This is a genomic window from Billgrantia kenyensis (assembly GCF_013697085.1).
Taxonomy (GTDB): Bacteria; Pseudomonadota; Gammaproteobacteria; order Pseudomonadales; family Halomonadaceae; genus Halomonas; species Halomonas kenyensis.
The window spans coordinates 1-12,501 of record NZ_JACEFT010000020.1 but is presented as its reverse complement, the minus strand read 5'-3'; the positions used below and the strand labels follow the sequence as shown (position 1 = coordinate 12,501).

The 12,501-nt window shown below is 63.2% G+C and carries 10 protein-coding genes; 5 read left to right on the top strand and 5 right to left on the bottom strand.

The features are described 5' to 3' along the window. Positions 1 to 14: 14 nt before the first annotated feature. Genes H1D44_RS14625 through mnmA form a run of 4 tightly spaced genes read right to left on the bottom strand, consistent with a single transcriptional unit; the run spans position 15 to position 3,768 of the window. Complete coding sequence (locus H1D44_RS14625; RefSeq protein ID WP_181515597.1) at positions 15 to 578, bottom strand: cob(I)yrinic acid a,c-diamide adenosyltransferase; 564 nt, start codon at positions 576 to 578, stop codon at positions 15 to 17. Between the two features lie 28 nt (positions 579 to 606). Next, entirely contained in the window at positions 607 to 1,971 is a 1,365-nt protein-coding gene (gene purB, locus H1D44_RS14620; RefSeq protein ID WP_181515649.1) for an adenylosuccinate lyase, read from the bottom strand. Positions 1,972 to 2,020: 49 nt separating this feature from the next. Further along, positions 2,021 to 2,659: a high frequency lysogenization protein HflD gene (hflD, locus tag H1D44_RS14615; protein WP_181515596.1), complete on the bottom strand. Its 639-nt coding sequence runs from the start codon at positions 2,657 to 2,659 to the stop codon at positions 2,021 to 2,023. After that, positions 2,656 to 3,768 carry a tRNA 2-thiouridine(34) synthase MnmA gene (gene mnmA / locus H1D44_RS14610; RefSeq protein WP_181515595.1) on the bottom strand — a complete coding sequence of 371 codons (1,113 nt, stop codon included), beginning with the start codon at positions 3,766 to 3,768 and terminating at the stop codon, positions 2,656 to 2,658. The genes hflD and mnmA overlap by 4 nt, the downstream gene beginning before the upstream one ends. A gap of 150 nt (positions 3,769 to 3,918) precedes the next feature. On the opposite strand from mnmA, the gene H1D44_RS14605 reads away from it, so the two are divergent. The 3 genes from H1D44_RS14605 (at position 3,919) to H1D44_RS14595 (ending at position 8,696) form a co-directional block, all read left to right on the top strand. Continuing rightward, the gene (locus tag H1D44_RS14605; protein WP_181515594.1) at positions 3,919 to 4,524 is read left to right on the top strand and encodes a TetR/AcrR family transcriptional regulator; all 606 of its coding nucleotides are present in this window, start codon (positions 3,919 to 3,921) and stop codon (positions 4,522 to 4,524) included. Positions 4,525 to 4,632: 108 nt separating this feature from the next. Beyond that, positions 4,633 to 5,697 carry an efflux RND transporter periplasmic adaptor subunit gene (locus H1D44_RS14600; RefSeq protein WP_181515593.1) on the top strand — a complete coding sequence of 355 codons (1,065 nt, stop codon included), beginning with the start codon at positions 4,633 to 4,635 and terminating at the stop codon, positions 5,695 to 5,697. Further along, entirely contained in the window at positions 5,694 to 8,696 is a 3,003-nt protein-coding gene (locus H1D44_RS14595) for an efflux RND transporter permease subunit (RefSeq protein ID WP_181515592.1), read from the top strand. The genes H1D44_RS14600 and H1D44_RS14595 overlap by 4 nt, the downstream gene beginning before the upstream one ends. A gap of 93 nt (positions 8,697 to 8,789) precedes the next feature. Here the strand turns inward: H1D44_RS14595 and H1D44_RS14590 are convergent, their stop codons facing one another. Further along, positions 8,790 to 9,887: a GlxA family transcriptional regulator gene (locus tag H1D44_RS14590; RefSeq protein ID WP_181515591.1), complete on the bottom strand. Its 1,098-nt coding sequence runs from the start codon at positions 9,885 to 9,887 to the stop codon at positions 8,790 to 8,792. A 332-nt stretch (positions 9,888 to 10,219) separates the two neighbouring features. On the opposite strand from H1D44_RS14590, the gene H1D44_RS14585 reads away from it, so the two are divergent. Both H1D44_RS14585 and H1D44_RS14580 read left to right on the top strand, forming a co-directional pair. Continuing rightward, positions 10,220 to 12,001, top strand: coding sequence for a fatty acyl-AMP ligase (locus tag H1D44_RS14585; protein WP_181515590.1), 1,782 nt, complete (start codon positions 10,220 to 10,222; stop codon positions 11,999 to 12,001). Positions 12,002 to 12,025: 24 nt separating this feature from the next. Further along, entirely contained in the window at positions 12,026 to 12,436 is a 411-nt protein-coding gene (locus H1D44_RS14580) for a hypothetical protein (RefSeq protein WP_220128113.1), read from the top strand. The last annotated feature ends 65 nt before the right edge of the window (positions 12,437 to 12,501 follow it).

Below are 12,501 nucleotides of genomic sequence, written 5' to 3'. Positions count from 1 at the left end.
GACAGAGTCTGGGCTTAGCGGTTGGCGCCTGGCACCCAAAGCACGTCGCTCTCACCGTTGCCGTTGGCCCGGCGCGCCAGGACGAACAGCAGGTCGGAGAGGCGGTTGAGGTAGCGCAACACTTCGGGATTGACCGCCTGCTGCGTCATCAGCGCCGTGACCGTACGCTCGGCGCGGCGGGCCACGGTGCGGGCCAGGTGCAGGTGGGCGGCGAGCGCCCTACCGCCGGGCAGGATGAACGAGCGCAGGGTGGCCAGCTCGGCGTTGTAGGCATCGATGCGCGCCTCGAGATAATCGACCTGGCCAGCCGTGACTCGCAGCGGCGGATATTCCGGGGCCTCCTGCTCCGGCGTGCACAGGTCGGCGCCAACGTCGAACAGGTCATTCTGCACCCGTGCCAGGACCTCGGCGAACTCGCCTTCGGCGTGGAGCTGGGCCAGGCCGAGGGTGGCATTGGCCTCGTCCACCGTGCCGAAGGCTTCCACGCGCAGATCGTGCTTGGCCACGCGGGTGCCGTCGCCGAGGCCGGTATCGCCCCTGTCGCCGGTACGGGTGTAGATCCTGGTCAGCTTGACCATGGCGCCTCCTGGTGCGTTGCCGGCCGGCTCACAGGCGGCGGGCCTGGGCCTCGGCGTTGCCGATGTAAGTGGCAGGCGTCAGTGCCTTGAGCTCGGTCTTCACCTCGGCCGGCAGTTCCAGCGTGTCGATGAAGGCGGCAAAGCCGGCCTGGTCGATGCGCTTGCCGCGGGTCAGCTCCTTGAGCTTCTCGTAGGGCTTCTCGATGCAGTAGCGGCGCATCACCGTCTGGATCGGCTCGGCGAGCACCTCCCAACTGGCGTCGAGGTCCTCGGCCAGACGTGCCGGGTTGGCCTCGAGCTTGCCAATGCCCTTGAGCGCCGCTTCATAGGCGATCAGGCCGTAGGCCAGGCCCACGCCCAGGTTGCGCAGCACGGTGGAGTCGGTCAGGTCGCGCTGCCAGCGCGAGATCGGCAGCTTCTGCGCCAGGTGGCCGAGCACCGCGTTGGCCAGGCCCAGGTTGCCCTCGGAGTTTTCGAAGTCGATCGGGTTGACCTTGTGCGGCATGGTCGAGGAGCCGATCTCGCCCTCGACGGTCTTCTGCTTGAAGTAGCCCAGCGAGATATAGCCCCACACGTCGCGGTCGAAATCGATCAGCACGGTGTTGAAGCGGCACACGCCGTCGAACAGCTCGGCGATGTAGTCGTGGGGTTCGATCTGAGTGGTATAGGGATTGAAAGTGAGTCCCAGGCCCTCGACGAAGGTGCGTGCATTGGCCTCCCAGTCCACGTCCGGATAGGTGGCCAGGTGGGCGTTGTAGTTGCCCACCGCACCGTTGATCTTGCCCAGGATCTCTACGTTCTCGATCTGGGCGAGCTGGCGGCGCAGGCGGTAGGCGACGTTGGCCATCTCCTTGCCCAGGGTGGTGGGGCTCGCCGTCTGGCCATGGGTGCGCGAGAGCATCGGCAGGGCGGCGTGCTCATGGGCCAGCTTGGCGATCTCGTCGGCGACGCGGTGCATCACCGGCAGCAGGGTCTTAAGGCCGTCGGCGAGCATCACGCCGTAGGAGAGATTGTTGATGTCTTCGCTGGTGCAGGCGAAGTGCACGAACTCGGTGATGGCATGCAGCTCCGGCTGTTCGGCGATCTTCTCCTTGATGAAGTATTCCACCGCCTTGACGTCGTGGTTGGTGGTGCGCTCGATCTCCTTGATGCGCTCGGCGTCGGCCAGCGAGAAGTCGCGAATCATGGCTTCGAGGTAGGCGGTGGCTTCGGCCGAGAGCGGCGGTACCTCGACGATGCCGCCCTGCTCGGCAAGGCGCTGCAGCCAGCGGATTTCGACGATCACCCGGGCGCGGATCAGCCCGAACTCGCTGAAATGCTCCCGCAGTGCCTCGGCCTTGTTGCCGTAGCGGCCATCGACGGGAGAGAGAGCAGTGAGGGCGGTAAGGGGCAGGGAAGCGGCTTGCATGGTCATGGTCCGGTAATGGTGGAAAAGGGTGGGGTCAGCTCAATTGGTCCAGGGCGTTCTTCAGGCCGCCGCGCTGGAACACCAGCTTCCAGCGACGACCTCCCTGCTGGTGCCAGAGCAGGGCGAAGCGAATGCCGGCGAGCAGGATGGCGCGAACGCGCTCGGGCATCATCCGGCTTTGCAGCATCGAAGGGTCGCCCTGAACGACGATGCGCGTCTTCAGGGTCGAGAGGGTTTCCTGATAGGCCTCGCCGAGGCTGGCAATGACGTTCTCGTGGGTAGCGCCGAAGTGCTCGGCCTGCCCTTGGATGCGGCTCAAATGCTGGCCGAGCGTGCTCATCATGGCGTCGTCGCTGCGCAGCTTGCTCATCAGCAGCAGCAGCGAAAAGCCATAGCGCAGCACCACTGGATTGGCCTGCTTGCGCCCCACCACCGCCTCGAGGACCTCGAGACCGCGACGCAGATTATTGGGATGGCCGCCGTAGATTGCCTCGAAACTTTCCGGGTTGGTATCCAGGGTGGCACGAATCAATGTTTCCCAGGCGCGCGGTTCGACCTGTCCGGTGCGTGCCAGTTCGTCGACCAGGCTGGCGGCCTGAAACACGCCGGCCAAAGCAAGAGCCTGGCGCGCCGCTGGGGTGTCGGGAGCGCGATGAATGGGGGTCGTACTCATGCGCCGGTCTCCTTGGCGTTCCAGGTGTGTCGGATGATGCCGCCACCCAGGCAGATCTCACCGTCGTAGAGCACCAGCGACTGGCCGGGCGTGACGGCACGCTGGGGGGCATCGAAGCGCACCTCGACGCCGCCATCCGGGAGCGTGCGCATGTGGCAGGGTACGTCGCTCTGGCGGTAGCGGGTCTTGGCGGTAAGGCGGCCCTCGGCGGCGGGGGGCTCACCGGCCACCCAGTCCATTGCCTCGGTGGCCAGCGAGTCGGTGTAGAGCAGCGGATGATGCTTGCCCTGCACGGCGACGAGCACGTTGCGTTCCAGATCCTTGGCTGCCACGTACCAGGGCGCTTCGGGGTGATTGGCGAGGCCGCCGATGCCAAGCCCCTGGCGCTGGCCCAGGGTGTAGTACATCAGCCCCATATGCTCGCCGATCACTTCGCCCTCGGGCGTCTCGATCACCCCCGGCTGGGCCGGCAGATACTGCTGCAGGAAGTCGCGGAAACGCCGCTCACCGATAAAGCAGATCCCGGTGGAGTCCTTCTTGCGTGCGGTGGCCAGGCCGTGGCGCTCGGCGATGGCGCGTACCTCGGGCTTCTCCAGTTCGCCCACCGGGAACAGCGTGCGGGCGATGGCGCTCTCCGGAACGGCGTGCAGGAAGTAGCTCTGGTCCTTGTTGGGGTCGATGCCCTTGAGCAGCCGCGGCCGACCTTGGCGCACACCGCCACGAACATAGTGGCCGGTGGCGATCTTCTCGGCGCCGAGCATCTCGGCGTACTCGAGGAACACCTTGAACTTGATCTCGCGGTTGCACAGGATGTCCGGGTTCGGCGTGCGTCCGGCCTTGTACTCGGCCAGGAAGTGCTCGAACACGTTGTCCCAGTATTCGGCGGCGAAGTTGGCGGTGTGCAGCTTGATGCCGAGTTTTTCGCACACGGCCTGGGCATCCGCCAGGTCTGCCTTGGCGGTACAGTACTCGGTGCCGTCGTCCTCGTCCCAGTTCTTCATGAACAGGCCTTCGACCTGATAGCCCTGCTCCAGCAGCAGCAGGGCGGAAACGGAGGAGTCGACGCCGCCGGACATGCCGACGATCACCTTGCCTGAGGTGGCGGTCATGGGCGCTCTCGGGTTGAGTGGGTCGCAAATGGGCGGGGATTATAGCCTATATACGATAGTGTCTTCATCCTGGCGCGCGGATGACGCTTCGCGTAGTCGGTGCATCCTCAGCTAATTGACCGGCCGGCCAGTTAGCGCTATCTTCAGCGCATGAATCAGAAAACCCAGACCCGCGATCCCGAGCTGACCCGCGCCCGCATTCTCGACACGGCTGAAGCCCTTTTCGTCGAGCAGGGCTTTTCCGCCGTCAAGCTCAGCGAGCTGGCGCGTGCGGCCGAGGTGACCAAGAGCTTGATCCATCACCACTTCGGCAGCAAGGAGCAGCTATGGGAGGCGGTCAAGGATCGCGCCTTCGAGCGCTACTTCGCCGCCCAGATGGCGATGCTGGAAGAGGCCGGCGAGCCGGATGCCGCGCTGCTGCGCCGCTCGGTGGAAGCCTACTTCCACTTTCTGCGCGACAACCCCGGCGTGGTGCGGCTGTTCGCATGGACCCATCTGGAGGGAGACAGCCACTGCAGCGAGCTCGACGGTCAGCTCGTTGGTGCAGGGGCGGAGTGGGTTCGGCAGACCCAGCTGCGTGGCCTGCTGCGGGCCGACATCAACCCCACGCATGTCATCGCCGTCTTCGTGATGACATGCACCCAGTGGTTCGAGGCCAAGGGCCATCACCAGCACTGGCCGGGCATGGGGTCGGACGAGGCGTTCCTGGAAGATTTTCTGAAGATATTCATGGAAGGCGTAACGCCACGAGAGTGAGCGTTTTTTTACGCGAATAACTGACCGGCCGGCCAGTTCATCGGTGGGCCAATCAACACGGTTTGATGTCAACACGGTTCGATGGAGGGGAGAGCGATGGGGAGGGTGGTGCGTGCAAGTCTTACGGCTTCGCTGATGCTGACTGCGGCTCTGCTGGCAGGCTGCGATGCGGCACCGGCGGAGACAGAGCATGTCGAGGTCGTGCAGCCCAGCGTACGCAGCAAAGCGGTGCAGCTGGTGTCAGACGAACTGCGATACCGCTTTCCCGGCGTCGTGCGGGCCACTGAGCGTGCCGTCCCAGCCTTCTTGCATGGTGGAGTGCTGCGTGAACGCCACGTGGTGCGAGGGCAGCGGGTCGAGCAGGGAGAGCCGCTGGCCACGCTGCACAATCCGGCCATGGCGCCGGCATTCGTTGCGGCCGAGGCGCGTGTGCGTGAGCTGGATGCCAGCCTGAGCCGGCTGGGGCGCGACGTGGAGCGTGCCCGCACCCTGCGCGAGCGTAACCTGAGTGCAGAAGAGGAGCTGGACCGGCTGCGCTCGGAGCGTGAAGCCCTTGTCCAGGCTCGCGAGCAGGCGCTGGCACAGCGCGACGAGACCCAGGCGCAGCTCGAGGAGTTGACGCTGCGCGCACCTTTTGCCGCCGAGGTGACCGACCTCGACGCCGAACCCGGCGACTTCGTTGCAGCCGGCCAGCCGATCATGCGGTTGGCCGGGGTGGCCGAGCGGGAGGTGGCCATCCGTGTGCCGGCAAACCTTGCTGCGCGGCTGGAGCTCGGGCAGGCGGCAAGCGTTTCACCGACGTTCGACGCACAGCGCCTTGCCGGCGAGATCGTCCATATCGGGCGGGCGGGAGAGAGCATGGCACCGATCATCATCTCCATTTCAAACGATGGCGCCCCGGCACTGGGCGAGGCAGTACGGGTCCAGCTCGAGATAGTCGCCCGTGAGGTCACGCGGGTGCCGCTGGCGGCAGTGGTCGACCCTGCTGGCAGCGCGCCCTACGTGCTGGCGTTGAATGATGACGACACAGTTCGGCGTGTTCCGGTGACGCCGGGGCGTCTGGCAGGCGGCTGGGTAACTGTGAACGGCGAGGGGCTGGCGCCGGGTGACGGGGTGGTGACGGCAGGTCAGGGGCGCCTGGAAGAGGGCATGCGGGTGAGGGTATTGCCATGAGCTGGATGCTCGCCTCGCTGCGCTACAAACGACTGATCCTGACCGTCACGCTGCTGCTGGCGCTACTGGGCCTGACGGCCTGGGTGGCGATGGATCGTCAGGAGGACCCGTTCTTCCCCTATCGCTTCGGCCAGGTGCTGGTGCCTTATCCCGGCGCGGAGCCGGAACAGGTCGAGAGGCTGGTGCTCAACCCCCTCGAAGAGGAGCTGGCCCAGGTCGAGGAGGTCAACGACATCATCGGTACCGCGCGTCTCGGCGTGGCCCACGTCACCATCGAGATGCACGAGCACGTCTACGACACCGATGCCGCCTGGGAGCAGATACGTATCGCCGTGAATCGGGCCATGCGGCAGTTCCCCGACGGCGTGGGCGAGCCGGAGATCAGCGACCGCGACTCCGATACTCACGGCATCGTGCTGGCGGTGACCGGCTCGGACGATCTGCTCGAGCTGCGCGAGGCGGCCAAGCGCCTGCGCCGTGACCTGTTCCGACTCAACGAGGTGTCCCGCATCGACCTGCTCGCCGACCCGGGCCAGCAGGTGGTGGTGGGCTGGGACGATACGCTGGCCGAAATGACTGGACTGGACGCCCGGGCGCTCGGCGACCAGCTCGCTGTGCGCAACCTGACCTCTCCCGGTGGCACGCTGGAGATGGCGGGACGTTCACTGGTGCTCGACCCGCTTACCGAGTTCGGTTCGCTGGAGGAGCTCGCCGCCGCCCCGATTCGCACCCGGCAGGGCGACCTGGTACCGCTCGGCGAACTCACCGACGTCAGCCTGGCTCCGCAGGAGCCCGCCACCGCGCGCATGTGGCACGACGGGCGTCCGGCGGTGGCGCTGGGAGTGGTACTCGCCAATGACCGGGGCAACGCCGTTCGCTTCGGCAAACAGCTGCGCACGCTGCTGGATGAGCTGCGTCCCGCCTACGCCCCACTCGCCATCGAGGAGACTTTCTATCAGCCGCACTGGGTCGAGCAACGCCTGGCGGAGCTGGGTTTCTCGCTGCTGCTGGGGGTCGCCATTCTCGGCGTGCTGTTATTCCTGGCCATGGGACTGCGGCTCGGATTCGCGGTGATGGTGATCGTGCCGCTGGTGACCTTCTCCTCCCTGGCGCTCTACGCCATGGGCGGCGGTGTGCTGCACCAGATCGCCGTGGCCGGCATGGTGATCGCACTGGGTATGCTGGTGGACAACGCCATCGTGATGGTCGAGAACATCCAGTACCACCGCGACCAGGGGCGTTCGGCCATGCAGGCCGTGACTCGCTCAGTACGGGAGTTGGCCACGCCCTTGCTGGCGGCGACCGGCACCACGCTGGCCGCTTTCGTGCCACTGCTGCTTTCCGGTGGCAACACGGCCGATTTCACCCGTGCCATACCCATCATGGTGATGTTGACCCTGGCGGTGAGCTACGTCTATGCGGTGTTCGTCACCCCGATGTTTGCAGCCGGCATCCTCAAGCCGCGCCTGGCGGTGCGGCGCGAGCGACTGCAGGCCGTCGGTCAGCGTGTCGGACGGGTTGCCGTGCGCTGGCCGCTGGCGGTGCTGGCAGGGGCGGGCGTTCTGCTGGTGGCTGCCATCGCCATGCTGCCGCTGCTCGATCACGACTTCTTCCCTGACACCGATCGCAACCAGCTCGTCATCGACCTGAATTTCCCCGAGGGCACCCACCTCGACTACACCGCCTATCAGGCCGAGGTACTGGCCGCCGAGCTGGCCGCGCGTCCTACGGTGCAGGCGGTGCACCGATTCGCCGGCTTCAGCGGTCCGCGCTTCTACTACAACCTGGTTGAGCAGCCGCGCCAGTCGCACCTGGCGCGGCTGGTGGTGGAGACCGACAGTGCCGACGACCTTCCCAGGCTAATGACCTGGGTGAGAGCCGTGGCGGCGGAGTGGCTGCCCGAGGCCGAGGTGGTGGCGCGCCGGCTGGGGCAGGGGCCGCCGGTGGAGGCCCCGGTGGAGATTCGCGTATTCAGTGAGGATCGTGCTGCACTGGCTGCCGCTGCTGACGCTATTCTCAGCGAGGTGCGCAAGGCCGACGGCGCCCGGGATGCACGACATCGCCTGGGCGAGGGGCTGGCTACCCTGCGAGTCGAGACCGACGATGCGCGTGCCGCCGAGTACGGCCTCTCGAGGCACGACGTGGCCAGCGCACTGGCCGGCGCCAGCCGTGGGATCGAGGTCAGTGCCTGGCGTGTCGGGCGCGACCCCGCTCCCTTATTGGTGCGAGCGCCGGAGGGCGAGCGCTTCCCACTCGAGGGGCTCGAAGGCCTGCGTCTGTCAGCGGCCGATGGACGTTCGCTGCCGCTGAGTGAGATTGCTGCCTTGACTCCCGCCTGGCGCCCGGCGGTGATCCAGCATCGTGGCCTGCAGCGCATGACGGCGGTGCTTGCCGAGGTGGAGGATGGCTGGACTTACGACGGTGTGCTCGGGGATATCCTGCCGCGTCTGGAGGCGCTCGAGCTACCTCCCGGGGTCAGTTTCACCGTCGGCGGAGCGGCGGAGTCCGCTGGCGATGCCAATACCGCGCTGTTCCAGACGCTGCCTTTCGGTGGCCTGCTGCTGGTGGTCTTCCTGCTCGCCCAGTTCAACTCCTTCCGCCAGCTGTTCATCGTGCTGGTCACGGTGCCGCTGGCGATCATCGGCGTGGTGCCGGGTCTGTGGCTGGCCGGTCAGCCCTTCGGCTTCACCGCCTTGCTCGGCGTGGTGGCGCTGATTGGCATCGTGGTCAACAATGCCATCGTGCTGATCGACCTGATGAATGCCAACCGGCGCCAGGGCGAGTCAGTGGGTGAGGCCGTGGTCGCGGCTGTCGCCCGCCGCACGCGGCCGGTGCTGCTCACCACTGCCACCACCGTGGCCGGCCTGGTGCCGCTGACCCTGACCCAGTCGACGCTGTGGCCGCCAATGGCCTGGGCGATCATCTCCGGGCTGGTCGCCTCCACACTGCTGACGTTGCTGGTCATTCCGGCACTATATCGACTGTTGATAAGGGGCTAGGTCAGTGACGAGCGCCACCGCAGTGTGATGAAGTCAGTGGGGCCGTGTGGGCTCGCAGTCATGAAGCGTCACTCGTGATGGGCAAGGCGACTACTAAGATGTGAAATAGCCTGGGTGGTTCTCTGCAGCCTGCGATATATGAGCCTCGGGGAGACTGTTTGACCCGCGAGTGGCGCGCAATTGGCCAGGGGTGCAGCCCAGATTCTTGAGGAACAGCTTGCGCAAGGCGGTTGCGTCTGCATAGCCCACCTTGGAGGCGATTTCTTCCAATTGTAAGTGGGTGGTTTCCAGCAGGTGCTGTGCATGTCGCAGCCGTACATGTTGGATAAAGGAGAGCGGTGTCATACCTGTGGCTTTCTTGATACGGCGGCTCAGGGTTTTTTCAGTTACCGACATTTCCTCCGCGATTTTTTTGAGTGGGGGTACGTTGGGCATATAGCTTTCGACTATTTTTTCCAGCTTTACCACATTCCGGTCGTCATTCTTCAAATCAGCCGCTGTCATGTATTGAGCGAGCGTAGGGCGCCCATCAATGAGGAGGTAGCGTCTGGTGAGGTCTGATATCTCGTGGCCCATGGCCTTTCTCAACAAATGTAGCATGAGGTCCATTTGTGACATTGCAGCGCCCGCAGTAATCAATGTTCCGTCCTGGACAAGCATGCGTGTGACATCCAGCCCGCATTTCGGGTATTTTTTCCTGAACCAGTCGTAGAGCCTCCAGTGAGTCGTGGCGACTCTCCCATTCAAAAGCTCCGCCTGTCCTAGAATCAAGACTGAAGAGCAAGACGCGGCGACGACATTGCCGTTATTGTTATATTGATGTGCTAACTGCGCAAGCTGGGCGATGTCATCATGCTCCAGGCGCTCCTTGATGAGTGCGAAAGTTGACTTTCTATTGCTTGAATCCAGCCTGTAGTGCCCATACAGGTTGAAGTATCTCGGTGACTCCAGGCCTAGCCCGGGAATCACCAAGGTGCTGCGATCGCACAGGCTGGTTTCGCTGAATGGGACTGCCTTGATGAGCATCCCATTGCTCATCTGGGTCACGGCTGAGCTGCCGATGACCTGCCAGGTGATGGTGGGGCGATTGACGCTTTCTGCTATCTGGTTTGCGGTACGGAGGATGTCAAGAGTTATTGAGGTGCTCGCTCCCAAAGCACCTTCCAGAGCAGCAATGGTAAATGTGTGCATGTCCGTTTTCGCCCTGTAAATGTCCGTGTGGGCTCTTTTGGAATCTCCCTTGGTTGATCATGATAGCTAGGGCTATGGGCAGAGGCAAGAAGACTCAGGGCCTGTTTATGCCTGTGCTGTCAGGTGCAGAGGGAGTAGGAATAAGAATAGCGTACTTAATTACCTGATACTGTTCAGGATCTACGGCTCATTACCGTTCGGAAGTGACAAGTTGAGTGAGGAGATAGGGTGAAGTTGGGTTAAGTAGGCTGAGCAATAAGTCATTTTTTGGTGGTGGGCAAGGCTTTCGATGGAGCATGCCTGGTGTTTCCTAAGGAGTGGGAGAAAGGGACATGGGGGAGGTCGAAGAGTTTTATGATAATTATACTGGGCCATCCGCAACGCTAAGCCATTTACCGGCTGAGACCTTGCTTGATGTGCTCCGCTTTCGCGCGGAAGTGCAGCCGGACGCCACAGCATTCGTCCATTTGCTGGATGGTGAGTCCGAGGAGCAGCGTATCAGTTACGCGGAACTCTGGTTGCGCAGCAAGGATTTGGCCCAAGCGCTAATTCCGCTGAGGCCAGAGGGAAAGCGTGTGTTGATGATGTTTGAGTCGGGCATCGACTACATTGTTGCACTTTTTGGCATCTGGTTGTCGGATGCGACCGCCGTTCCCTCCTTTCCGCCGGTTGGATCGCGTGCCCTGGAGCGCCTCGGCATTGTGGCCGCCAATGCCGAGCCGGATATCATCCTGACCAACCAGCGTTTTACCCGGTTGCGTGACCGTGTTCATGCAGTCCTCCCTGGCCACAGGGAGGTGCCACATTGGATGGATATGGACGCCTTGGCCAATCCTGCCCAGGGTTGCTATGTGCTGCCGGTTATCGAGCCTGAGCGTATTGCCCTGATTCAGTACACCTCCGGCTCGACTTCCGAGCCCAAGGGGGTCCTGCTCTCTCACAGCAATCTGCTGAGTAATTGTAGCAGTGCCAGCGTGTGGATGGGGGGTGCCCGACCGCGGGTTGGCTGCAGTTGGTTGCCGCCTTATCACGATATGGGACTGATGGGGGGCATCCTGCAGCCTATTTACGAGGGCTTCCCGACCGTACTCCTTTCACCGGCCCACTTTGTTCAGCAGCCATTGCGCTGGCTACGTGCGCTGTCAAATTATCAGGTATCGGTCTCCATTGCGCCAAACTTTGCTTTTGATCTGTGCGTCGAGACAGTCAGGGATGAAGAGCTTGCAAACCTCGATCTGAGTTTCCTGAAGGAGGTCTATTGCGGTGCCGAGCCAGTGCGCTGGAGTACGTTGCAGCGCTTCGCTGAACGCTTTGCCTGCACCGGGTTCACCACCCGGGCCTTCAGCCCCTGCTACGGATTGGCCGAGGCCACGGTGTTCGTCACTGGAAAGCCCGTGGACAGTGCCCCCATCTCGGTTCGTGTGGACCGGGAGGCGCTTGCTGCAGGACGTCTGATGCCGGTGGGGCGGGAGCATGAAAATGCCCTGATGCTGGTCAGCAGCGGCCATGCTGCCCCCGGCCATCTCGTGCTGATCGTGGATGCCGATACCCAGAATGTGCTTGCCGATGGGAGCGTGGGCGAGATATGGGTACAAGGCGGCAACATTGGGTCCGGCTATTGGCGCAATAGTGAGCTGACCGCTGCTCGCTTTCAGGCACGCCTTGCGTCGTTGCCGGGGGAGTTCCTGCGCACCGGGGATATCGGGGCCAGGATCAACGGTGAGCTTTTCGTCACCGGCCGAATCAAGGACCTGATCATCATTGCCGGGCGCAATCTCTACCCACAAGACCTCGAACTGTGTGTTCAGCAAGCTGATCCAAGGTTACGTGCCAATGGCATTGTCGCAGTCGGAATTGACGATGGTGATCAGGAGCGGTTAGCCATTGTTGCCGAGATAAAGCGCAGCGTGAAGCTCGCGACTTCAGATCTCGAAGCCTTGCGTCAGGCTATCACCGCGACGCTGGTTGCTACGTTTGGAGTCGCCCCCTCCTTGGTTCATTTCGGTCCTGTGGGCACTGTACCCCTTACCACCAGCGGAAAACCTCAGCGTCAGGCTACCAAGCTCAGCCTGAAGGCCGGGTCGTTGCCTGCCTATGTTCCGCGGTCTCGGTAATACGCCAAAAAATGAGAGGTAGAGATGCAAACCAATAGCGCCGTGGATGATCGCTCTGGACTGCGCGAGCGCCAGTTGGCCTGGTTCACCGTCGGCATACCGACGCTGGGGACTATCCTGGCTGTGGTGCTCGCCTTATACAATGGCATCGGCGTGCTGGAGCTAGGACTGCTGGCTAGCATGTATTTGTTGACCGCGCTGGGGGTGGAAGTTGGACTTCACCGCTTTTTCTCCCACCATGCGTTCAAGGCCGGGCCTGGCGTCACGGCTTTCTTTGCCACCAGTGGCTCAATGGCCGCTCAAGGGCCAGTGCTTTTCTGGGCTGCGACCCATCGCCAGCATCACGCCTTTACCGACATGCTGGGGGATCCCCACTCCCCTTGTGTCAAGGAGAAGAGTTTATGGGGGCAAATCAAGGGTTGGGAGCTATGGTGACTTCTGGTGTATGGGAGGAGGTAGAAAGGGTGGCGTATCCTGTTGATTGATCACGACCAAGATCT